General features: G+C 69.7%; 21 protein-coding genes. 5 read left to right on the top strand and 16 right to left on the bottom strand.

Annotated features, from left to right (window positions below; genetic code table 11):
* Window positions 1-154 precede the first annotated feature (154 nt).
* Window positions 155-1930, top strand: coding sequence for an arginine--tRNA ligase (gene argS / locus ACWFR4_RS35455; RefSeq protein ID WP_453656036.1), 1776 nt, complete (start codon window positions 155-157; stop codon window positions 1928-1930).
* 101 nt (window positions 1931-2031) lie between these two features.
* On the opposite strand, the gene ACWFR4_RS35460 is transcribed toward argS, so the two are convergent.
* Entirely contained in the window at window positions 2032-3267 is a 1236-nt protein-coding gene (locus ACWFR4_RS35460; protein WP_453469577.1) for a helix-turn-helix domain-containing protein, read from the bottom strand.
* Window positions 3268-3446: 179 nt separating this feature from the next.
* On the opposite strand from ACWFR4_RS35460, the gene ACWFR4_RS35465 reads away from it, so the two are divergent.
* A complete protein-coding gene (locus tag ACWFR4_RS35465; RefSeq protein ID WP_453656045.1) occupies window positions 3447-4160 on the top strand; it encodes a DUF4232 domain-containing protein in 714 nt (237 codons plus the stop codon).
* A 74-nt stretch (window positions 4161-4234) separates the two neighbouring features.
* Here ACWFR4_RS35465 and hemB read toward each other — a convergent pair whose 3' ends face one another.
* The 6 genes from hemB to ACWFR4_RS35495 all read right to left on the bottom strand — a co-directional run bounded on the left by hemB (window position 4235) and on the right by ACWFR4_RS35495 (window position 10683).
* Complete coding sequence (gene hemB, locus ACWFR4_RS35470) at window positions 4235-5224, bottom strand: porphobilinogen synthase (RefSeq protein WP_453466148.1); 990 nt, start codon at window positions 5222-5224, stop codon at window positions 4235-4237.
* Window positions 5225-5294: 70 nt separating this feature from the next.
* Complete coding sequence (locus ACWFR4_RS35475; RefSeq protein ID WP_453656037.1) at window positions 5295-6980, bottom strand: uroporphyrinogen-III synthase; 1686 nt, start codon at window positions 6978-6980, stop codon at window positions 5295-5297.
* Complete coding sequence (gene hemC, locus ACWFR4_RS35480; protein ID WP_453466152.1) at window positions 6977-7936, bottom strand: hydroxymethylbilane synthase; 960 nt, start codon at window positions 7934-7936, stop codon at window positions 6977-6979. Before hemC ends, ACWFR4_RS35475 begins: the two co-directional genes overlap by 4 nt.
* Window positions 7933-9300, bottom strand: a complete 1368-nt coding sequence (locus ACWFR4_RS35485) for a glutamyl-tRNA reductase (RefSeq protein ID WP_453656038.1) — start codon at window positions 9298-9300, stop codon at window positions 7933-7935. The genes hemC and ACWFR4_RS35485 overlap by 4 nt, the downstream gene beginning before the upstream one ends.
* Window positions 9297-10067, bottom strand: a complete 771-nt coding sequence (locus tag ACWFR4_RS35490) for a redox-sensing transcriptional repressor Rex (RefSeq protein ID WP_453656039.1) — start codon at window positions 10065-10067, stop codon at window positions 9297-9299. Before ACWFR4_RS35490 ends, ACWFR4_RS35485 begins: the two co-directional genes overlap by 4 nt.
* Window positions 10068-10395: 328 nt before the next feature.
* Window positions 10396-10683 (bottom strand): glutaredoxin family protein, encoded by a 288-nt coding sequence (locus ACWFR4_RS35495; RefSeq protein ID WP_326711772.1) that lies wholly within the window; start codon window positions 10681-10683, stop codon window positions 10396-10398.
* Window positions 10684-10810: 127 nt separating this feature from the next.
* Between ACWFR4_RS35495 and ACWFR4_RS35500 the strand changes: the two genes are divergently transcribed.
* The 3 genes from ACWFR4_RS35500 (at window position 10811) to ACWFR4_RS35510 (ending at window position 14336) form a co-directional block, all read left to right on the top strand.
* On the top strand, window positions 10811-11755 hold the full coding sequence (locus ACWFR4_RS35500) for an HAD family hydrolase (protein ID WP_453466156.1): 945 nt from the start codon (window positions 10811-10813) through the stop codon (window positions 11753-11755).
* A 326-nt stretch (window positions 11756-12081) separates the two neighbouring features.
* Complete coding sequence (locus ACWFR4_RS35505; RefSeq protein WP_100599392.1) at window positions 12082-12873, top strand: ECF subfamily RNA polymerase sigma factor, BldN family; 792 nt, start codon at window positions 12082-12084, stop codon at window positions 12871-12873.
* A gap of 257 nt (window positions 12874-13130) precedes the next feature.
* Entirely contained in the window at window positions 13131-14336 is a 1206-nt protein-coding gene (locus tag ACWFR4_RS35510) for a DUF5667 domain-containing protein (protein ID WP_453466157.1), read from the top strand.
* A gap of 109 nt (window positions 14337-14445) precedes the next feature.
* Here ACWFR4_RS35510 and ACWFR4_RS35515 read toward each other — a convergent pair whose 3' ends face one another.
* From ACWFR4_RS35515 to ACWFR4_RS35555, 9 genes are all read right to left on the bottom strand, one after another.
* Entirely contained in the window at window positions 14446-15498 is a 1053-nt protein-coding gene (locus ACWFR4_RS35515; RefSeq protein WP_453466159.1) for a lysophospholipid acyltransferase family protein, read from the bottom strand.
* Between the two features lie 14 nt (window positions 15499-15512).
* A complete protein-coding gene (locus tag ACWFR4_RS35520; RefSeq protein WP_453656040.1) occupies window positions 15513-16574 on the bottom strand; it encodes an NAD-dependent epimerase/dehydratase family protein in 1062 nt (353 codons plus the stop codon).
* Window positions 16575-16850: 276 nt separating this feature from the next.
* Window positions 16851-16949 (bottom strand): 30S ribosomal protein bS22, encoded by a 99-nt coding sequence (locus ACWFR4_RS35525; RefSeq protein ID WP_003948845.1) that lies wholly within the window; start codon window positions 16947-16949, stop codon window positions 16851-16853.
* 120 nt (window positions 16950-17069) lie between these two features.
* On the bottom strand, window positions 17070-17282 hold the full coding sequence (locus tag ACWFR4_RS35530; RefSeq protein WP_127832639.1) for a helix-turn-helix domain-containing protein: 213 nt from the start codon (window positions 17280-17282) through the stop codon (window positions 17070-17072).
* A 129-nt stretch (window positions 17283-17411) separates the two neighbouring features.
* On the bottom strand, window positions 17412-18227 hold the full coding sequence (locus ACWFR4_RS35535) for a phosphatase (protein WP_453466163.1): 816 nt from the start codon (window positions 18225-18227) through the stop codon (window positions 17412-17414).
* Window positions 18228-18334: 107 nt separating this feature from the next.
* Window positions 18335-19510, bottom strand: coding sequence for an acetoin utilization protein AcuC (locus tag ACWFR4_RS35540; protein WP_453466165.1), 1176 nt, complete (start codon window positions 19508-19510; stop codon window positions 18335-18337).
* Entirely contained in the window at window positions 19461-20675 is a 1215-nt protein-coding gene (locus ACWFR4_RS35545; RefSeq protein ID WP_453656041.1) for an MFS transporter, read from the bottom strand. Before ACWFR4_RS35545 ends, ACWFR4_RS35540 begins: the two co-directional genes overlap by 50 nt.
* A 130-nt stretch (window positions 20676-20805) precedes the next feature.
* On the bottom strand, window positions 20806-21534 hold the full coding sequence (locus ACWFR4_RS35550; protein ID WP_453466169.1) for a VC0807 family protein: 729 nt from the start codon (window positions 21532-21534) through the stop codon (window positions 20806-20808).
* 136 nt (window positions 21535-21670) lie between these two features.
* Entirely contained in the window at window positions 21671-22315 is a 645-nt protein-coding gene (locus ACWFR4_RS35555) for an HAD family hydrolase (RefSeq protein ID WP_453656042.1), read from the bottom strand.
* Between the last annotated feature and the right edge of the window lie 107 nt (window positions 22316-22422).

A 22422-nucleotide genomic window follows, 5' to 3' on the forward strand; every position in this document is an offset into this window, starting at 1 on the left:
TTCTTCCTCATACGTGGAGTGCGTCAGGGACGCCTGACCGTTCCATTCTCCCAGCTGCGCCCCCATCCGCGAAAACCGCTTTTCACCGCGTGGGATACTGAGCTTCTCTGTATATGGAGAAACCCAGGCACCCGAGCAGAACGGCACCTCACCCATGGCCTCGGTCACGTCCCTCACCGCTTCCGTCCACCAGCGTCTCGCGGACGCCCTCTCGGCCGCCCTGCCGGAGGCCGGCGCCGCGGACCCGCTGCTGCGACGAAGTGACCGGGCCGACTTCCAGGCCAACGGGATCCTGGCTCTCGCCAAGAAGGCCAAGGCGAACCCGCGCGAGCTCGCGGCGACCGTCCTGGACGCCCTCCCGGCCAACGACGTGATCAAGGACGTCGAGGTCTCGGGCCCCGGCTTCCTGAACATCACGATCGCCGACAAGGCCATCATCGAGACCCTGGCCGCCCGCGCCGCCGACGACCGCCTCGGCGTGCCGTTCCAGCAGGACGCGGGCACGACGGTCATCGACTACGCCCAGCCGAACGTGGCGAAGGAGATGCACGTCGGCCACCTGCGGTCCGCCGTGATCGGCGCCGCGATGGTCGAGATCCTGGAGTTCACCGGCGAGAAGGTCGTCCGGCGCCACCACATCGGCGACTGGGGCACCCAGTTCGGCATGCTCATCCAGTACCTCCTGGAGCACCCGCACGAGCTGGACCACGACGGCGGCAAGGGCAGCGAGGCTGACGGCGAGGCGGCGATGTCGTCGCTGAACCGGCTCTACAAGGCCTCGCGCGCGCTCTTCGACTCCGACGAGGAGTTCAAGGCCCGCTCCCGGGACCGCGTCGTGGCCCTCCAGGCCGGGGACGCGGAGACCATCGCCCTGTGGCAGCGGTTCGTCGACGAGTCGAAGATCTACTTCTACTCGGTCTTCAACAAGCTCGACATGCAGATCGACGACCCGGACGTGGTCGGCGAGTCCGGCTACAACGACATGCTCGAGGAGACCTGCCGGATCCTGGAGGAGTCGGGCGTCGCCGTCCGCTCCGAGGGTGCGCTGTGCGTCTTCTTCGACGACGTGCTGGGCCCCGACGGCAACAAGGTCCCCCTGATCGTCAAGAAGTCGAACGGCGGCTACGGCTACGCCGCGACCGACCTCTCCGCAATCCGGGACCGCGTCCAGAACCTCAAGGCGTCGACGCTCCTCTACGTCGTGGACGCCCGGCAGTCGCTCCACTTCAAGATGGTCTTCGAGACGGCCCGCCGCGCCGGCTGGCTGAACGGGGACGTGAAGGCGCACCAGCTGGCCTTCGGCACGGTCCTCGGCAAGGACGGCAAGCCGTTCAAGACCCGTGAGGGCGAGACGGTACGCCTGGTGGACCTCCTCGACGAGGCGATCGACCGCGCCACGTCCGTCGTGCGTGAGAAGGCCGAGAAGGTGGGCCTGGCCGAGGAGGAGATCGCCGAGAACGGCGTGTACGTCGGCATCGGCGCGGTGAAGTACGCCGACCTGTCGACCTCCGCCGTGCGGGACTACAAGTTCGACCTGGACCAGATGGTGTCGCTGAACGGCGACACGAGCGTGTACCTCCAGTACGCGTACGCCCGTATCCGCTCGATCTTCGGCAAGGCGGGCGACCGCAGGCCTCTCGCGCACCCGGAGCTGGAGCTGGCCCCGGCGGAGCGGGCCCTCGGCCTGCACCTGGATCAGTTCGGCGAGACGCTGGCCGAGGTCGCGTCGTCGTACGAGCCGCACAAGCTGGCCGCGTACCTGTACCAGCTGGCGTCGCTGTACACGACGTTCTACGACCAGTGCCCGGTCGTGAAGCCGGCGCCCGCGCCGGAGGTCGCCGAGAACCGGCTGTTCCTGTGCGACCTGACGGCCCGCACGCTGCACCAGGGCATGGCGCTCCTGGGCATCAGGACGCCCGAGCGCCTCTGACTGACCGGCCGACCCCGGCCATCCGGGGCTCGATAGCCCGATTACGCCGACTGTGCCCCGCCGGAAGTCCCCGGCGGGGCACAGCCGTTCGGGCCCGGCGGCTATCCGTCGACGCGCTCGCCCCAGCTGCCCGCCCCGATCGGGTAGTCGTAGCCGGGGCGGCCGACATCGGCGCTGGTGCGAAACGCGCTCCCCTGGTTGTCGACCTTCAGGACGCCGTGGCGGGAGCCGCTCGACCACTTCAGCTCCAGGACCCAGCTGACGTCGTGGGCCTTGGTGTTCGCCTTGATGTAGAAGACCTCGGGGTCACTCTCGCTGACCTTGTACGGGAAGTCGCGCTGCCCGTGCTTCGGCGCCGAGACCGGGCGGGGCGCGTCGAGATCCACGCCGAACGACTTCGTTTCCACGTTGCCCCCGCAGCCCACGCCCATCGAGTAGTCGTTCCACGCGAGCGGCGCACCGGACTTCATGACGCGGACATCCATGTCCTCCAGGACCACGGTCTCGCTGCCGGTCCCCTGAACGGTGAGTTTGATGAACTGCTCACCCGAAGCGACCGCGCCGATCGCGCCGACCCAGTTCGGGGCGTCCTGTTCGAGGGGCGGCGGGGGCACCTCGGCCGGCGGCCTGTCGATCAGGAAGTGCTGACTGCAGGGGCTCTCGTAGACGTACGGGGTGGTGGCCACGGTCAGCGGGGTGCCGGTGCCTTCGCCTGCCGCCGGGGCGGACGGGGTGCCCGGTGCGGCACCGGCCGGGGCGCCGCTGCGGGACGGGCCCGCGGAAGGCTTGTGCTTGCGGCCCGGTGACGGGGACGCCGTACCGGACGGGTCCGCGGAACGGGCTCCCGGCGCAACGGACGAGGTGGCCCCGGCTCGGTCCTTCCGGCCGCCGCCGTCACCGCTTCCGCCTCCGGCGAGGTGCACGGCGAACGCGCCGGCTCCCCCGGCCACGACGACTGCCAGGGCGGCGGCGAGCACGACAGTACGCCGCAAGCGGCGCTTCCCGGGGGCGGGCACGGGCTCCGCGTCGGGCACGGACGGCGGCGCCACCGCCGAGGGCTCCTCCACCGCCGCCACCGGCTTCGTCCTGCGCGCCGCGTCCGCGAGGACCCACAGCCGGTGCAGCTCGACGAGCTCCTCGGGCCCGGCCTTGCACAGCCGCGCCAGCCGCTCGACCGGCGCGTAGTCGACCGGCACCGCATCCCCGTTGCAGTACCGGTGCAGCGTCGACGTACTCATGTGCAGCCGCTTCGCGAGCACGCCGTAACTCAGACCCGAGCGCTCCTTCAGCCCTCGCAGCAGCGTCGCGAACTCCGCCGTCCCGTCAGCCTCAGCCACCGTTCCCCAACCCCCTCATCCCATTCCGGCGTTCCAGGGCATGGTCGTTTCCCCAGGTCAGAGCCGGTACGAACGTTCCAGCGTCCCAAGTGGTCCTGCATCACTGGCGATTGGGACAGATCACCGCACAAGCTCTGGCCATCCAAGCACGCCGCTTCCGAAGGGGATCACCAGTGTCCATCGCCGCACCCACCCGCTCCCGTATCCGCCTCCTCACGGCCGCTGCCACGGTCGCCCTGGCCGCGCTCTCCCTGACTGCCTGCAACAACGGGGACGGGGTCCGCGACGAGGGCGCGTCGCAGCAGCCGTCGAAGTCGGCGCCGGCCGACGGCGACAGCGGCAAGGACACGAGCGCCGGATCCACGACGGGCACCAGCACCGGCACCAGCACCGGAAGCGGCGCCACCACCAAGCCGAAGCCCCGGCCCGCCCCCACCGGCAAGAACAACCCCACCACCTCCACCGCCCGCGTCACATGCAACGGCTCCACGGTCAAGGTCACCGCCCAGTCCGTCGCGCGCCCCGTCAACCACATGCTCCTGACGGTGACCAACACCGGCTCGAAGCGATGCGACCTGTACGGCTACCCGGCCGTCCGCTTCGGCGAGGCCCAGTCGGTCCCGCCGGTGATCGACGACTCGCAGCCGCAGGCGGTGGTCTCCCTGCCGCCGGGCCAGTCCGCCTACGCGGGCGTCGCACTCTCCGGCGGCGACGACGGCGGCGGTTCCAACGGGCGTACGGAGAAGACGCTCGAGGTCTTCTTCCAGGGCCGCAACACGAACGACGGCGGCCCCGGCGCCAAGGCCGCGCTGCCCGCGAAGGGCGTCTACATCGACGACTCGCTCAAGGTCACGTACTGGCAGCAGTCGATGAGCGACGCGCTGACCTGGTGACCTGCCGAACGTGAAAAAGCTGCCCCGCCGGTCATGTACCGGCGGGGCAGCGGGAGTTCAGGGGGCGAGCGCGGTCACAGGCCGCGTGCGACCTCCGTCGCCCAGTACGTGAGGATCATGTTCGCGCCGGCCCGCTTGATGCCGAGGAGCGTCTCCAGGATGGCCCGGTCGCGCTCGATCCAGCCGCGCTGCGCGGCGGCCTCGATCATCGAGTACTCGCCGCTGATCTGGTACGCGGCGACCGGCACGTCCACCGACTCGGCGACCTTGGCGAGGATGTCGAGGTAGGGACCGGCCGGCTTGACCATCACCATGTCGGCGCCCTCTTCGAGGTCGAGCGCCAGCTCCCGCAGGGACTCCCGGACGTTGGCCGGGTCCTGCTGGTACGTCTTGCGGTCGCCGGTCAGCGAGGAGCCGACGGCCTCACGGAACGGCCCGTAGAACGCCGACGAGTACTTCGCGGTGTAGGCGAGGATCGAGACGTCCTCCTTGCCGATGGTGTCCAGCGCGTCGCGGATCACCCCGACCTGCCCGTCCATCATGCCGCTGGGGCCCACGACATGGGCGCCCGCGTCGGCCTGGACCTGCGCCATCTCGGCGTACCGCTCCAGCGTCGCGTCGTTGTCGACGCGCCCCTCGGCGTCCAGGACACCGCAGTGCCCGTGGTCCGTGAACTCGTCGAGGCACAGGTCGGACATGACGATGAGGTCGTCGCCGACCTCGGCGCGCACATCGCGCAGCGCCACCTGGAGGATGCCGTCGGGGTCCGTACCGGCCGTCCCGAGGGCGTCCTTCTTCGCGTCGTCCGGCACGCCGAAGAGCATGATCCCGGAGACCCCGGCCTCCAGCGCCTCGACAGCCGCCTTCTTCAGGGTGTCCCGGGTGTGCTGCACGACACCGGGCATGGACCCGATCGCGACCGGCTCGCCGATGCCCTCCCGCACGAACGCGGGAAGGATCAGGTCGGCCGGGTGCAGCCGCGTCTCGGCGACCATGCGCCGCATGGCGGGGGTGGTGCGCAGCCGTCGCGGCCGCGCACCCGGGAAGGATCCGTACTCAGTCACACCAACACTCCGTGTCTCACTGTCCCGTTGCCCCCGCTGTCCCCCGCTGTTCCCTGCGTCAGCAGCCGCCTTACGGCGCCGCCCGACGCCTCCGCGCACCGGGCCGTCGCTCGCTCGGCCGGGACACAGGGTCCCCCGCCTCGAGCGCGGCGGTACGCCGCCTGGCACCGAAGTCGGCCAGCGCCTGCGCCAGCCGGTGCACGGACGGCTCCGGAGACATGACGTCCACGCGCAGCCCGTGCTCCTCGGCGGTCTTGGCCGTCGCGGGGCCGATGCACGCGATCACGGTCACGTTGTGCGGCTTCCCGGCGATACCGACCAGGTTCCGCACGGTCGACGACGACGTGAACAGCACGGCGTCGAACCCGCCGCCCTTGATCGCCTCGCGCGTCTCCGCCGGCGGCGGCGACGCCCGCACCGTCCGGTAGGCGGTCACGTCGTCGACCTCCCACCCGAGTTCGATGAGCCCGGCGACGAGCGTCTCGGTGGCGATGTCGGCGCGCGGCAGGAAGACGCGGTCGATCGGGTCGAAGACCGGGTCGTACGGCGGCCAGTCCTCGAGGAGACCGGCGGCGGACTGCTCACCGCTCGGCACGAGGTCGGGCTTCACGCCGAACGCGATGAGCGCGTTCGCGGTCTGCTCGCCCACCGCGGCGACCTTGATCCCGGCGAAGGCACGGGCGTCGAGCCCGTACTCCTCGAACTTCTCGCGCACGGCCTTGACCGCGTTCACCGAGGTGAAGGCGATCCACTCGTAGCGTCCGGTGACGAGGCCCTTGACCGCGCGCTCCATCTGCTGGGGCGTGCGCGGCGGTTCGACGGCGATCGTCGGCACCTCGTGCGGCACGGCGCCGTACGACGTGAGCTGGTCGGAGAGCGACGCCGCCTGCTCCTTGGTCCGCGGTACGAGCACCTTCCAGCCGAACAGCGGCTTGGACTCGAACCACGAGAGCTGGTCGCGCTGAGCGGCCGCGGAACGCTCGCCGACCACGGCTATGACGGGGCGACCGCCCTCCGGGGAGGGCAGCACCTTCGTCTGCTTGAAGGTCTGGGCGATCGTGCCGAGCGTCGCGGACCAGGTCCGCTGGCGCGTCGTCGTACCGGCGACCGTGACGGTCAGCGGGGTGTCCGGCTTGCGGCCCGCCGCGACCAGCTCACCGGCGGCCGCGGCCACCGCGTCGAGCGTCGTCGAGACGACGACCGTGCCGTCGGACGCGCCGACCTCGGTCCAGCAGCGCTCGGAGGCGGTACGGGCGTCGACGAACCGCACGTCCGCGCCCTGCGCGTCCCGCAGCGGAACACCGGCGTACGCGGGCACACCGACAGCCGCCGCGATGCCGGGCACGACCTCGAAGGAGACCCCGCCGGCCGCACAGGCCAGCATCTCCCCGCCCGCGTCGGTGTCGAGTCCGGGGTCGCCGCTGACGGCACGTACGACCCGCTTGCCGCCCCGCGCGGCCTCCATGGCAAGATTGGCGCAGTCCCTCAACGTGGGGACTGCGACGGCAGTTGACGCATCGTCAGCAGCCGTCTGCCCGGGTGCGCCCGGGCTCTCCGCGCCGAGGACGGTCACGCCCGCCTTCGCGTGTGTGCGGACGACGTCGAGCACTTCGGGCTCGGCGATCAGCACATCCGCTCGGGCGAGCGCCTCCACGGCGCGCAGTGTCAGTAGTCCTGGATCTCCGGGACCGGCACCGAGGAAGGTGACGTGCCCGGTTGCCCAGGTGGCCGAAGGGTCAGAGGTGGTGGGGCTCAAAGTGCTCGCTCCCCCATCAGACCGGCCGCGCCCTTGGCGAGCATCTCGGCAGCGAGTTCGCGACCGAGCGCCAGCGCCTGGTCTTCCGTCTCGGGCACGGGACCGGTGGTGGACAGCTGCACCAGCTCGGAGCCGTCGGTCGTACCGACGACGCCACGCAGGCGCATTTCGTTGGCAATCTGCCCGTCGGCCAGCAGGTCGGCCAGTGCGCCCACAGGTGCACTGCAGCCGGCCTCCAGGGCGGCGAGCAGGGATCGCTCGGCGGTCACGGCGACTCGCGTGAACGAGTCGTCGAGCTCTCCGAGCATGGCGGCGAGGTCCGCGTTGGACGCGGAGCACTCGACCGCCAGAGCCCCCTGGCCGGGGGCGGGCAGAACAGTGTCGACCGCGAGGAAGTCCGTCACTTCCCCGATGCGGCCGATCCGGTTCAGTCCGGCGGCGGCGAGCACGACGGCGTCGAGCTCCCCGTTGTGCACGTAACCGACGCGGGTGTCGATGTTCCCGCGGATCGGCACGGTCTGTATGTGCATGCCGTGGCTGCGCGCGTACGCGTTCAGCTGCGACATGCGGCGCGGCGCACCGGTACCGATGCGCGCTCCCTCGGGAAGCTGCGCGAAGGTCAGTCCGTCGCGGGCGACGAGTACGTCGCGCGGGTCCTCGCGCAGCGGCACGGCCGCCAGCGTGAGGTCCGGGTGGGGCGTGGTCGGCAGGTCCTTGAGGGAGTGCACGGCGAAGTCGACGTCGCCGCGCAGCAGCGCCTCGCGCAGCGCCACGACGAACACGCCGGTACCGCCGATCTGCGCCAGCTGCTCGCGGGACGTGTCGCCGTACGTGGTGATCTCGACCAGCTCGACGGGCCGTCCCGTCACCTGCCGTACGGCCTCAGCCACGCGCCCCGACTGGGCCATGGCGAGCTTGCTGCGCCTGGTCCCGAGCCTGAGTGCCCTGTCCGTCATGATGCCCGGCCTCGATTCTTGGCTACCGGCTCGTTCAGCTCGTTCAGATCGGCCCGTGAGACGGCGGCCACCGCCTCCGGGTCGAGGTCGAAAAGGGTCCGCAGCGCGTCCGCGTACCCGGCACCGCCGGGTTCGGCGGCCAGCTGCTTGACCCGTACGGTCGGCGCGTGCAGGAGCTTGTCCACGACGCGCCGCACGGTCTGGGTGATCTCCGCGCGCTGCTTCTCGTCGAGCTCCGGCAGGCGCCCGTCGAGCCGCGCGATCTCGCCGGTGACCACGTCGGCGGCCATCGTGCGCAGGGCGACGACGGTCGGCGTGATGGTCGCGGCGCGCTGGGCGGCGCCGAACGCGGCGACCTCGTCGGAGACGATGCCCCGCACCTGGTCCACGTCGGCGGCCATCGGCACGTCGGCCGAGGCCTCCGCGAGCGACTCGATGTCGACGAAGCGCACGCCGCCGATGCGGTGCGCGGCGCCGTCGATGTCGCGTGGCATCGCGAGGTCGAGGAGCGAGAGCCCGCCCGTACGCCCCTCGGTGGCGCGCAGGATCTGGGCCTCGGTCAGGACGAGGCCGGTCGCTCCGGTGCAGGAGACGACGACATCGGCACGTGTCAGTTCGTCGCCGACGGCGTCCATGGAAACCGCTCGCGCGGCCACCCCGGCACCGCCGGGCTCGCTCAGGATCTGCGCGAGACGCTCGGCGCGCTCCAGCGTGCGGTTGGCGACGACGACCTCGGCGACCCCGGCGCGCGCGAGCGTCGCCGCAGCCAGCGACGACATCGAGCCCGCACCGATCACCAGGGCTCGCTTGTCCTTGGCCCATTCGTCGACGGGGCGCCCGGCGGCCAGCTGCTCCAGGCCGAACGTGACCAGGGACTGGCCCGCACGGTCGATCCCGGTCTCCGAGTGGGCCCGCTTGCCGACCCTCAGGGCCTGCTGGAACAGGTCGTTGAGGAGACGGCCCGCGGTGTGCAGCTCCTGGGAGCGCGCGAGGCCGTCCTTGATCTGGCCGAGGATCTGACCCTCGCCCACGACCATCGAGTCGAGCCCGCACGCCACCGAGAAGAGGTGGTGGACGGCCCGGTCCTCGTAGTGCACATAAAGATAAGGAGTGAGCTCCTCGAGACCGACGCCGCTGTGCTGGGCGAGCAGCGTCGAGAGCTCGGCGACACCCGCGTGGAACTTGTCCACGTCGGCGTACAGCTCGATGCGGTTGCACGTCGAGAGCACCGAGGCCTCGACGGCGGGCTCCGCGGCAAGCGTGTCCTGGAGCAGCTTCGCCTGCGCGTCCGCGGAGAGCGCGGCGCGCTCGAGGACGCTCACGGGGGCGCTGCGGTGGCTCAGGCCTACGACGAGGAGACTCATGCCTGCATCACGGCGGGGACGTCCCCGTCGGGTCCCTTGCGGGCCGGCTTCGCCGCGGCGGCCGGGGTCTCGGTGCCGACTTCCTCCGCCGTGTCGTCCTGGCCCTCGCCGGCCTTGCGCTGCTCGTGGAAGGCGAGGATCTGGAGCTCGATGGAGAGGTCGACCTTGCGCACGTCGACGCCGTCCGGCACGGACAGGACGGTCGGCGCGAAGTTGAGGATCGAGGTGACACCGGCGGCGACGAGCCGGTCGCAGACCTGCTGGGCCGCGCCCGCGGGCGTCGCGATGACGCCGATGGACACGCCGTTGTCGTCGACGATCTTCTCGAGGTCGTCGGCGTGCTGCACGGCCATGCCCGCGACGGACTTGCCGGTCATCGCCGGGTCGGCGTCGATCAGGGCGGCGACGCGGAAGCCACGGGAGGCGAACCCGCCGTAATTGGCCAGAGCGGCGCCGAGATTACCGATACCGACCATCACGATCGGCCAGTCCTGGGTGAGGCCGAGTTCGCGGGAGATCTGGTAGACGAGGTACTCGACGTCGTAGCCCACACCGCGGGTGCCGTACGAGCCGAGGTACGAGAAGTCCTTGCGCAGCTTCGCGGAGTTGACCCCCGCGGCGGCCGCGAGCTCCTCGGACGAGACCGTGGGAACCGAGCGCTCCGACAGGCCGGTGAGGGCCCGGAGGTACAGCGGAAGGCGGGCGACGGTGGCCTCGGGAATTCCTCGGCTGCGGGTCGCCGGTCGGTGAGTTCGGCCAGTTGCCACGGTGCTCCTGCGGGTAGAGCGGGGCTGCGGGCGGTCGTACGTCCCAGGACCGCCCCGTCGAATGCAGGCTATGTCTTTGTGAACGCGTGCACAAAGATGGTGTCCGATTTGCCCGGGCAACGTGACCGGGGTCACGCGCCCCTGGCGCGCGCATATGGAACCGGCGCGCAAGCCGCTTCGTTGCCTGCTTGCAGGGGGCAAAACCGCACACTCTCCTCTACGATCCGCGCCCCCGAGACCAAACCGCCCCCGATCCTAAGCGACTTTCCGGACCACTTGGACTGCTCGGTCAGTGACGGTCGCTACTCCCCCGCGGACCACCGGCGGATCAGCCCGTCAGCGCACGCCGAAGTCGATCTTCGTTCACCTTCCAGAAGTCATGCTGTGCTCCGTCCACGAGCACCACGGGGATCTGCTCCCAGTACAAGCGGTACAGCTCCTCGTCCTGAGTGATGTCCTTCTTCTCCCAGGACGCGCCGAGCTCGCCGCACACCTTCTCGATCACCTCCTGCGCGTCGTCGCACAGATGGCAGCCGGGCTTCCCGACCAGGGTGACCAGGCGCTCCTCGGGGCTCTTCTTCTCGCTCCGGCGAAAAATGGGGCTCATACCGGCCATTCTCGCTCCGCCGAGGCCTCCCGGCGCACCTCTCCCGCCAGTTGTTTAACGGCTCGGTCGCGGAGAGTTCACAACGCCGAATCCCCACGACTCCGGAACCACCGAACAAACTGGCTATGCTCACGACATGGCCGCTCTCGGATGGCTCACACCCCGTAGGCGCTCCGCCACCGCGCGGAGCGTATTGGCTGGCGAGGCCTCGGCCGAGGCCGCCCGCAAGTCGTCACAGGAGCTGGAACAGCTCGGCGAGGCGACACAGCCCGACGAAGGCACCCCGGAAACGGAGTTCCCTGTCGTCGGCGACGACAGGGCCGCCGCCTTCTTCGACCTCGACAACACCGTCATGCAGGGCGCCGCGATCTTCCACTTCGGGCGCGGCCTCTACAAACGGAAGTTCTTCCAGCGCCGCGAACTGGTCAAGTTCGGCTGGCAGCAGGCCTGGTTCAGAATCGCCGGGGTCGAGGACCCCGAGCACATGCAGGACGCCCGCGACAGCGCGCTGTCCATCGTCAAGGGCCACCGCGTCGCCGAGCTGATGTCCATCGGCGAAGAGATCTACGACGAGTACATGGCCGAGCGCATCTGGCCCGGCACCCGCGCCCTCGCCCAGGCGCACCTGGACGCGGGCCAGAAGGTGTGGCTCGTCACCGCGGCCCCCGTGGAGACCGCGACGATCATCGCCCGCCGCCTCGGCCTGACCGGCGCCCTCGGCACGGTCGCCGAGTCCGTCGGCGGCGTCTACACGGGCAAGCTCGTCGGCGAACCCCTGCACGGCCCCGCGAAGGCCGAGGCCGTCCGCGCGCTCGCCGCGGCCGAGGGCCTCGACCTCAACCGCTGCGCCGCGTACAGCGACTCGCACAACGACATCCCGATGCTGTCGCTCGTAGGACATCCGTACGCGATCAATCCGGACGCCAAACTGCGCAAGCACGCACGCGAACGTGACTGGCGGCTGCGCGACTACCGCACGGGCCGCAAGGCCGCGAAGGTCGGCATCCCGGCCGCGGCGGGAGTCGGCGCACTGGCCGGCGGCACGGCCGCGGCGGTCGCCCTGCACCGGCGTCGCCGCTGACCCGCGGCGCTCCCGGGCGGGAGCGCCAATCGCATCCCCTTACCCCCGCACGGCTCCCGCCAGTCCCGTTGGTTCAACTCGGCCACAACACGCCCCGCGCTCAGACGGAACATGACCTAATCCGATCAACAAGTGGTCACTCTCCGGTACTTGAATCGACTCCGTTCAGTTACGGAAGCGACGTAATCGGTGATTTGAGCAACTGGGTGTAGCGCTCCCTGCACGAAGCGTTATTCTCCTCAGACGCAAACCGGTACCCACGCGTCAACACGACGAGTGAACGGTCCCGCACTGCACGTGATGGAAGCTCTGCCTCTGGGAGTCCCGTGTACCCACACGTCGGGGTTGACGCCTCGGGCCTGGCTACGCTGCGCGCAACGGTCTCCGACCGCTTGCGCGGCTTCGTCCCCACCGCGTACGCCGTCCCCGCCCTCGCCGTCGCGGCACCCGCCGCGAACGGCCCTACCGGTCCTTGCTATGCCCTGGCTGACGGGAGCACCACGGTCGGAAGACGAGCACGCTCCGGTTCCGCCGGTACGTCCACCGCACGCCGCCCCGCCGCGGACAGCGACAGCGCCCGCATGATGGATCTCGTCGAGCGCGCCCAGGCGGGCGAGGCCGACGCGTTCGGCCGTCTCTACGACCAGTACAGCGACACCGTCTACCGCTACATCTACTACCGCGTCGGCGGGAAGGCGACGGCCGAGGATCTCACCAGCGAGACCTTCCTGCGGGCCCTGCGCCGCATCGGCACGTTCACCTGGCAGGGGCGCGACTTCGGCGCCTGGCTGGTCACGATCGCGCGGAACCTGGTCGCCGACCACTTCAAGTCGAGTCGTTTCCGCCTCGAAGTGACCACCGGCGAAATGCTCGACGCGAACGAGGTCGAGCGCAGCCCCGAGGACTCCGTCCTGGAGTCCCTGTCGAACGCCGCCCTGCTCGACGCGGTGCACCGGCTCAACCCCCAGCAGCAGGAGTGCGTGACCCTGCGCTTCCTGCAGGGCCTCTCGGTCGCCGAGACCGCCAAGGTCATGGGCAAGAACGAGGGCGCGATCAAGACGCTCCAGTACCGCGCCGTTCGCACCCTGGCGCGCCTGCTCCCGGACGACGCCCGTTAGCGACCGGTGGGGCCCACCCCACCCGCCGCGTCGCTCCGTAGCCGTCAACTCACCTTCCGTGAGGGGCAGATGGGATCGCGGTCCGATCATCCGCCGTCCGTAACCCAAGTGCCGCGTCGCTCGTTATGCGGGATGCAGGCTCCCTGTGGTCACTCCCCGACTGCTTCCACTCACTCGATCGTGTGGAAGCGCTCAGGGCGTGCAACCCTCAGGACCCCCTGGGGAGTCGACCGTCATGACGAGAGGAGGTGCCGCCAGTGATCGCGAACGTATCGGCACACCGGCGGGCGAACGCCTTCGCCCAGGCCCTGGAGGAGCAGTCCGACCGGGAAGCTGCGGCCGTACAGCAAGAAGAGCCCCCCGCCGAACAAGGCGAGCAGGGCAAGCTGTTGGCTCTGGCGACCGGACTGGACGAGCTGCCCAAGCCTGAGCTTGACCCCGAGGTCAAGGTGGTTCAACGAGCCCAGCTCGTGGCCGCCATGGAGGCCATGCTGCTCGAAGGCACGGCTGCGGGGGGTGCGGGCCCAGGCCCTTCCGTGCCCGAGCAGCGCGCGCGCAAGGGCGCTCACCGGGCGAGCCCGCTGCGGAAGTTGCGACCCCGCTCACGCCTGTCCAAGGGCATCGCGGCCGGCGGCCTCACCGTCGGTGTCGCCGCGGGAGCCTTCGGCGGCGTCGCCGCTGCCAGCTCCGACGCCCTCCCCGGTGACCACCTCTACGGACTGAAACGCGGGATGGAGGACCTGAAACTCGGCATGGCCGACGGCGACTCCGACCGCGGCCGGATCTATCTCGACCAGGCCTCCACCCGCCTGAGCGAAGCGCGCCGGCTCATGGAGCGCGGCCGCAGCGGACAGCTCGACCACGAATCCCTCGGCGAAGTCAGGCGCACACTCTCCGGCGTCCAGTACGACGCCTCCGAGGGCCACCGTCTGCTCCTCGAGGCCTACCGCAGGGACGGCTCGCTCGGCCCCATCCAGGCCCTGTCGTCGTTCACCCGGTCCCACCGCGAGAACTGGGACGCGCTGCGCGACCGCCTGCCCGTACAACTCGGCGACGTGGGCGAACAGGTCAGCTCGGTCTTCGACGCCATAGACCAAGAGGTCGACCCGCTACGGTCCCTGCTCCCGCAGGCCCCCGAAAAGAACGGCCGCACCGGCGGACAGCCCGGCATCCACGACAGGACGCCCGGCTCCTCCGGCGACGACCGCTCCACCCCGACGGCCGGCGGAGGCTCGCACGGCCACCAGGACAGCTCGGGCACACCCCGACCGTCCTCCTCCGGAACCCACGACGACGGCCTCCTCGGCGACACCACCGGCGGCCTCCTCGACCCGCCCAAGGACGACACCAGCCCCACCCCGTCCGAAGGCAAACACACCACCCCGAAGCCCGACGTCACACTTCCGCCCCTCCTCCCAGGCCTGCTGCCCGGCCTGGGAATCGACAGCGAGGACGCGGACTAGTCCCTCCGTCACGTGATACGTGAAGGGGGCGGCCACCGAATCCGGTGACCGCCCCCTTCACGTATGTCCCTATGCCCCTACGGACACTTCCCCCGGACCGCAGCCGGCGTCAGAAGAACACCGACCTCCGCTGCACCAGCAGCTTGTACAGCGTGTGCTGGATCTGCTCCCTGACCTGGTCCGTCAGGTTGAACATCAGCATCGGATCCTCGGCCGCCTCCGGCGGGAAGCCGTCGGTCGGGATCGGCTCGCCGAACTGGATCGTCCACTTCGTCGGCAACGGCACCGCACCCAACGGACCGAGCAACGGGAACGTCGGCGTGATCGGGAAGTACGGGAAGCCAAGGAGCCGCGCCAGCGTCTTCGCGTTGCCGATCATCGGGTAGATCTCCTCCGCCCCGACGATCGAGCACGGCACGATCGGCGTCCCGGCGCGCAACGCCGTCGAGACGAACCCGCCACGCCCGAACCGCTGGAGCTTGTACCGCTCGCTGAACGGCTTGCCGATGCCCTTGAACCCCTCCGGCATCACGCCGACCAGCTCGCCCCGCTCCAGAAGCCGCTGCGCGTCCTCCGCACAGGCCAGCGTGTGACCGGCCTTGCGCGCCAACTCGTTGACCACCGGCAGCATGAACACGAGGTCCGCGGCCAGGAGCCGCAGATGCCGGTTCTGCGGATGATTGTCGTGCACGGCGACCTGCATCATCACGCCGTCCAGCGGCAGCGTCCCCGAGTGATTGGCGACGATCAGCGCACCGCCGTCCGCCGGGATGTTCTCGATGCCCTTCACCTCGACCCGGAAGTACTTCTCGTACAGGGGCCGCACCAGGGACATCAGGACCTGGTCGGTGAGTTCCTTGTCGTAGCCGAACTCGTCGACGTCGTAATCGCCCGTCAGGCGCCGCCGCAGGAACGCGAGGCCGCCCGCGATGCGCCGGTCCAGGCCGCCGCCGGCCGTCGGCCGCTCCCGCGGGTCCGGTTCCCGCGCGGTGGCGGGCGTTGACGGCTCGTGGTCCTGCTGCTCGGGCAGCGGCGCGACCTCGCGTACGGCCGCGGGCTCGCCCTTGCGCCGGCCGCTCGCGCCACGGCGGCGCGGAACCATCTTGCCTACGCCGGCCCGCGACCGGTCGTCGTCGAACGGAATGACCTTGGCATCCGCCATCGTTGATGCGCTCCTCAGCTGGCGCTCTGCGTCGGGGGGTGACCGCCGCCCAGGAAGGGCAGCGAGGCGATCCGGTCGACGGCCCCCGCGAGGGCCTCCGGCGGCAGAAGTCCGGGCCCGCGGCCACGGACGAACTCCGCGAAGGTCTCCGCCGTCGTGTACTCGGGCCGATAGCCCAGTGTCTCGCGCATCTGGGCCGTCGACACGACCCGCCCGTGCGTGAGCAGCCTGATCTGCTCGGGCGAGAAGTCCGTCGCGCCCAGCGTACGCAGGGCGGATCCCACCCAGGTCACGGCCGGCAGGAACACCGGCACCGTCGGCCGCCCGAGCCGGCGCGAGCACTGCGACAGAAGCAGCACGCCGTCACCGGCGACATTGAACGTGCCGCTGTTGAGCGTCCCCCGCGCCGGCTCGTGCGACGCGATCCGCAGCACCTCGATGACATCGTCCTCGTGCACGAACTGCAGCCGCGGGTCATAGCCGAGGACGGTCGGCAGGACCGGTAGCGAGAAGTACTCGGCGAGCGGCGAATCGGCGGCGGGACCGAGGATGTTCGCGAACCGCAGCACGCACACCGCGACGTCGGGCCGGCGCCGGGCGAACCCGCGCACATACCCCTCGACCTCCACGGCGTCCTTGGCGAAGCCGCCGCTGGGCAGCGACTTGGGCGGCGTCGTCTCGGTGAACACGGCCGGGTCGCGCGGCGCGGACCCGTACACGTTCGTACTGGACTTCACCACGAGCCGCTTGACCGTCGGCGACTTCTGGCACGCGCCGAGCAGCTGCATCGTGCCGATGACGTTGGTCTCCTTGACGGAGCCCCGGCCACCGCTGGCCAGCGGGGTGCCCGTGACGTCCAGGTGGACGACCGTGTCGACGGAGTGCTCCGCGAGCACCCGGGCGATCGCCGGCTGCCGTATGTCCGCCTGGAGGAAGTCGGCACCCCCCAGATGATGCGCGGGCGCCACCGCGTCCACAGCGATCACCCGGTCCACCTCGGGATCACGCTGGATGCGTCGTACGAAACGGCCCCCGAGCTGCCGGGCCACCCCGGTCACGAGCACGACCTTGCCCAAGATCAGCGCCTACCTTCCGTCGCAGCCCTGCCGCGCCCCAGTTCCGCACCGCCTGGCTCTCGCCGCCACGTTAGCGGGTCGATGTTGCGCTGTGATGACCACACGATGCAGGAAGTGACGACAGCCACAGACGTACGTACAGACCGAGGTCGCCGGGACGTGGCCCTACGCTCCCACACAACCCCGCGAAAGCGGCCTCATAAGGCCCGTGGAACGACTGTGGCCCCTCCACCGGACGGTGGAGGGGCCACAGAGCGCGCTTGTTGCAGCGGTCGCCTACTTCTTGTTGCGACGCTGCACGCGGGTGCGCTTCAGCAGCTTGCGGTGCTTCTTCTTGGCCATCCGCTTACGCCGCTTCTTGATAACAGAGCCCACGACTACCCTCGCTCACTTCTCTTCACTCGGTGCGGGGCGTCTGGGCCCACACGACCTACGTCGGCCTAGCCTACCCGGCCCAGCGCTGAGCCTGTAATCGAGGGATCCCGGAGGATGCCGTCAGGCTGTCCCCACCCCCACGTAGGACTCGCGGAGGTACTCGTGAACCGCTTGTTCCGGGACTCGGAAAGACCTTCCGACCCGGATCGCGGGCAGATGACCACTGTGCACCAGCCGGTACACGGTCATCTTCGAGACTCGCATCACCGAGGCGACTTCCGCCACGGTCAGGAACTGCACCTCGTTCAGAGGCCTACTCTCACCAGCAGCCATGACACACCTGAACCTTCCGCACTCGACGGCCACCGGCTTCCCCTTCCGGTGACTCAACGTCGTTGCGTGCTCACTCCCCAGACTAGGGGCGTGTGGTGCGAGTGGGGAAGAGGAGCAGCGGATGGCCGCCTACTGTGACAGACACGCTCGATTGAGTACATAGCGAGTAAGCGGTCGGTAGTAATCAGACCGCACAGCGTCATCAAGCGGAACGACTACGGACACCTGCCCCTCGGCCTCCCCCACGAACAGCGCGGGATCATCCGTATCCGCGAGCCCTATGGCATCGAACCCCAACTGACCTGCGCCGCAGACCCATCCATGGTCGCCCACGACCAGCTCCGGCAGCAGCCCGCCGGCCTGCGCGGCGGCCGCGAGCACCGTGCGAACCGGGAGGGGTGAGTGGGTGTGTGCGCCGGTCTCACTCCCCGGCTCACGCGCGCCGGGTTCCCGCACCAGCGCGACTCCATGGACGTAGTCGAGGTCGTACGTGCGTAGACCGAACCGGGTCGTTATGTCGACACTCTCACCCTGCGCGGGGGTGAGGACGGGACATCCCGCCGCCGACAGGGCGTCCGCCAATGCGGCGTAGAAACCGAGGAGTCGATGCGGGTGACCCGTCCCGAACAGCACCGGGACACGACCCCGCGCGGCCTCACCGAGCCGCTTCGCGAACGCGTCGAGCGCGGCCAGCGTCCGCTCCGGATCGATCACATCGAACCCCGAGGTGTCCCCCGGATCGCCCGACACCCCGCACCTGTCGGCCATCAGCGCGAGCAGATCCCGCTGCCCCCAGCTCCACTCCGGGTCGAGGCCCAGAAGTATCCGGGGATCCCTGGCCGCGAAGAGCCGATAGCTGCGCAGACTCACCTCGCGGGAGGTCGCAACGGGCCCGGCCAGATGGGCGGCCAGCAGATGCGCACGCAGCGCTCCGGTGCTCAACACCCGTGTGATGCTGGCGCATTGGGGTCCCCGCCACCCCTAAAACCCCGAAAACACCCCACACTTGGCGTAACGCCCCGTACCCTCACGGGCCGCCCGCCCCCACACCGCTACGGCAACAGCCCGCGCAGCGGGAACACCGCACGCCGAGTCGCCAGAACCGCCTGGTCGAGCCGGTCCGCCGGGTCGTACCCCGACTCCCACTCCGCGTACGAGACCGGCCACCGCCCGTCCGTCATCCTCGTGGGAGCCAACTGCCGTGTCCTGGCGAACACTTCCTGCCGCCAGCTCTCCGGAACCACCGTCCCGGGCGCGACCTCGCGCCCGGCGGCGATCCCCACCAGATGCGACCAGGACCGCGGCACCACGTCCACCACGGCGTACCCGCCACCGCCCAGCGCGACCCACCGTCCGTCCGCATGCTCGTGCGCCAGCTCATGACAGGCGACCTGCACGGCGCGCTGCGCGTCGAGCGACACCGCCAGATGCGCCAGCGGGTCCTCGAAGTGCGTATCGGCCCCGTGCTGCGTCACCAGGACCTGCGGCCTGAACTCCGCCAGCAACTCGGGCACGACGGCGTGAAAAGCCCGCAGCCATCCCGCGTCCCCGGTCCCCGCCGGCAACGCCACATTGACCGCCGACCCCTCCGCCGGACCGTCGGCCCCCGTCTCCTCGGGCCACCCGGTCTGCGGAAACAGTGTCCGCGGATGCTCGTGCAGCGAAATGGTGAGCACCCGCGGGTCCTCCCAGAACGCCGCCTGCACCCCGTCCCCGTGGTGCACGTCCACATCCACGTACGCGACCCGCTCGGCACCCAGCTCAAGGAGACGAGCGATGGCCAGCGCCGCGTCGTTGTAGATACAGAACCCGGAAGCACCCCCAGGCATCGCATGGTGCAGCCCGCCCGCGAAGTTCACCGCGTGCAGCGCCTCACCCCGCCACACGGCCTCCGCCGCGCCCACGGACTGCCCGGCGATCAGCGCCGACACATCATGCATACCGGCGAAGGCCGGATCGTCGACCGTCCCCAGCCCATAGGCCCCGTCCGCCGAAGCCGGATCGGCGGACGCGGCCTTGACCGCCTCCACATAGTCCTCGCGGTGCACGAGCCGCAGCGTCGACTCACCCGCCCGCTTGGCGGCGACGACGTCCACCTCACGATCGAGCCCAAGAGCCCCGACGAGACTCCTCGTCAGGGCCAGCCGGACCGGATCCATCGGGTGATCCGGGCCGAAGTCATAGCCCGTTACTGCCTCGTCCCACATCAGCTGTGCGCGGCCGCTCATGCCCGTCACCGTATCGGTCCGCTGCAGGGGCGAAGGACCGGGCGTACACGAGCGTCACGAGCACCAACACCATGGGAACGAGCATCGCCCCCCGGTAGTTCCACGCATCACCCAGAGCGCCCACAAGGGGCGAACCGATCAGAAATCCCACATAGTTGAAGACATTCAGCCGGGCAATCGCCGAATCCGAAGCGTTCGGGAAGAGCCTGCCCGCTGCGGCGAACGTCTGCGGCACGATCACGCACAGCCCGAGCCCCAGCAGCGTGAACCCGAGCATCCCCACCCAGGGCCCCGGCGCCACCGCCACGACAGCGAACCCGAGCGCCGCGACCACGGCCCCGAACCGCACCACCACGACCGCACCGAACCGCCGCACCCCAAGATCCCCGAGCGCCCGCCCCACCAGCGTCATCACCATGTAGACGTTGTACGGAACCGTCGACAACTGCTCCGAACTGCCCAGCACATCCTGGAGGTACTTCGCACTCCAGTTGGAGACCGTCGAATCCCCGATGTACGCGAACGTCATCACCAGACACAGCGGCAACAGCAGCTTGAACACCACCGGGCCACCCGAGGCGCCCTGAGCACCCTCACCGGCGCCGCTCTCCCCGTCGACGTACCAGCGACTCCCCACGAACGCCGCCGGCAACAGCAGCACGACCACCGGCAGATACGACACGAACAGCGAGAGCTCCCAGTGTGCCCCCACCCACGCGAGCGACGCCCCCATGATCCCGCCCAGGCTGTACGCCGCATGAAACCCGAGCATGATGCTGCGCCCGTACGCCCTCTGCAGGCTCACCCCGAGCATGTTCATGGACGCGTCCAGCGCGCCCACCGCGAGCCCGAACGCCCCCAACGCCAGGGCCACTTGCCACAGCGAGCCCCCCGCCCCGACCCCGAGCAGAGCCAGCAGCACGACCGGCTGCGACCACCGCAGGACCCGGCTGGGCCGCACCCTCTTGACCAACTTCTCGGTACACACGCTCCCGACGCCGGCCAGGATCGGCACCGCAGCGAGAAAGACGGGCAACAGCCCGTCAGATATGCCGTACTGATCCTGGATAGCCGGTATTCGAGTCACCAGGAGCGCGAACGCGGCACCCTGCACCAAGAAACTGAACGCCAGCGAACCTCTGCCACGCCGCAGCACTTCCGTCATGGCCGCACAGCGTATGCCCCAGAACTACCCGTGGGTAGATGGATCTCGATGCACCTCGAACGAAAGTTCCCGGCCGCCGTCATCGGGCGACCGGGAAGAGGGTGTGCGCTGCGGACGTACCGGAGCCGTGTCAGGCGACGCGCTCCACGTGAGCCCGGCCGCTCGCCAGCTCCTCCTCGACCATCCGCTCCATCGGCCCCACGGCCAGACGCCCGCTGAACCGAATGGCCAGGACCACGGCGCCCGCCATGATCACATTGCCGAGCCAGACCATCGTGTCGACCGGCAGCGTGTACGCCCCCACGATCCGCACCACGCACTCCGTGACCAGCGCCAGGCCCCACACCGCCGTGAACACCCGCTCGGCCCGCACGAAGCGACCTGGCCCCGCCGACAGCCGCTCCCAGGCCGCGATCCGCCCGGCATCCCCCTTGGTCACGAAGGGCTTCAGCGCGGACGTGAGGAGCGGCTTGCCGGCCACGACCGACGCCAGCATCGAGACGCCCACGACACTGCTGATCCCACTGTCCTTGGCCAGCATCAGCCGAGGATCGCCCGTCACCGTGCTCAGCAGCAGCCCCATCATGTTGACGACGAGGATGACTCCGGCCAGCACATTGAGCCGCCGATCCCGCAGCACCCCCCACACGGTCCGCAGCGCCGGCAGCACACTGCTCCACCCCAGAGCGGCCAGCGTGCTCATGCCGAACCCCTTGCTCAGCACGTAGTACGACGCCATCGGCACGACTACGTCCACGACCAGCGGCTTGAGACTTCCCAGGAGGGCCGCACGGTCGCTCTGCGGGGCGGCAGCCGCGTCAGCGGACTTGACCGGTGTCTGCACAACGAGCTGGTTCATGATCGGGTTCCCTCCGTCGTCACTGTGTACGTCCCGTTCTCGATGCACTCAGCTTCGTGGAGGACCCCCTCCGCCCAACAGAAACGATCGTCCGGAGCTCGCGATGACAAATGTCAGGGCGTCTCGTACGGAGATGTCATGTGAGCAGGTCAGGCAACTCCCGCATGTTTCCGAAGAGTTCGGTGGCCGCCCTCAACCGGCTCGCGGGCGTCATGGCCGTGAACCCGTACACGTCCATCCCGGCTGCCACGGCGGCCTGGACGCCCAGCGGACTGTCCTCCACGACCGCGCACCTCTCCGGCGCCACACCCATGCGCTGGGCCGCGTACAGGAAGAGATCCGGCGCCGGCTTCCCCCGCCCGACATCCTGCGAACTGAAGATTCGGCCGTCATCGAACCATTTGTCGTGTCCGGTCTTGCGATGCCCGACGCGGATCCGCTCGTGACTCCCCGAGGAGGCCACGCAGTACGGCACTCCATCGGCAACCAACTTCTCCAGGACCTCCAAGGCCCCGGGCACGGGCTCCAGCTCCCGCTCGAAGGCGGCGAATACCCGCCCGTGAAAAACATCGTCGAATTCCTCGGGCAGCCGCTGCCCGGTCCGCTCCTCGACAAGATCGTGCACACGGTGCATGGCAGAACCCATGTAGTCCCTGAGAGATTCCTCGTACGAGGTGGGGTGCCCGAGTTCGGTGAGATAGCCGGCGAGAAGCTTGTTGGAGATCGGCTCGCTGTCGACGAGAACGCCGTCGTTGTCGAAGATGACCAGGTCGTATCGCATAGCTCGACCCTAAACGCAGAAAACCCCCGTAACAGGATTCTCATCCGTTACGGGGGTTTTCTTCAAAAATAGTTCGGCGGCGTCCTACTCTCCCACAGGGTCCCCCC

The organism is Streptomyces sp. NPDC055140 (assembly GCF_053607285.1).

Excerpts from the sequence above, each read along its gene's own strand:
- argS (WP_453656036.1), top strand. The coding sequence starts at position 155 with ATGGCCTCGGTCACGTCCCTCACCGCTTCCGTCCACCAGCGTCTCGCG.
- hemC (WP_453466152.1), bottom strand. The coding sequence starts at position 7,936 with ATGACGGACAGGGCACTCAGGCTCGGGACCAGGCGCAGCAAGCTCGCC.
- ACWFR4_RS35485 (WP_453656038.1), bottom strand. The coding sequence starts at position 9,300 with ATGAGTCTCCTCGTCGTAGGCCTGAGCCACCGCAGCGCCCCCGTGAGC.
- ACWFR4_RS35495 (WP_326711772.1), bottom strand. The coding sequence starts at position 10,683 with ATGGCCGGTATGAGCCCCATTTTTCGCCGGAGCGAGAAGAAGAGCCCC.
- ACWFR4_RS35500 (WP_453466156.1), top strand. The coding sequence starts at position 10,811 with ATGGCCGCTCTCGGATGGCTCACACCCCGTAGGCGCTCCGCCACCGCG.
- ACWFR4_RS35515 (WP_453466159.1), bottom strand. The coding sequence starts at position 15,498 with ATGGCGGATGCCAAGGTCATTCCGTTCGACGACGACCGGTCGCGGGCC.
- ACWFR4_RS35530 (WP_127832639.1), bottom strand. The coding sequence starts at position 17,282 with ATGGCTGCTGGTGAGAGTAGGCCTCTGAACGAGGTGCAGTTCCTGACC.
- ACWFR4_RS35540 (WP_453466165.1), bottom strand. The coding sequence starts at position 19,510 with ATGAGCGGCCGCGCACAGCTGATGTGGGACGAGGCAGTAACGGGCTAT.
- ACWFR4_RS35545 (WP_453656041.1), bottom strand. The coding sequence starts at position 20,675 with ATGACGGAAGTGCTGCGGCGTGGCAGAGGTTCGCTGGCGTTCAGTTTC.
- ACWFR4_RS35550 (WP_453466169.1), bottom strand. The coding sequence starts at position 21,534 with ATGAACCAGCTCGTTGTGCAGACACCGGTCAAGTCCGCTGACGCGGCT.
- ACWFR4_RS35555 (WP_453656042.1), bottom strand. The coding sequence starts at position 22,315 with ATGCGATACGACCTGGTCATCTTCGACAACGACGGCGTTCTCGTCGAC.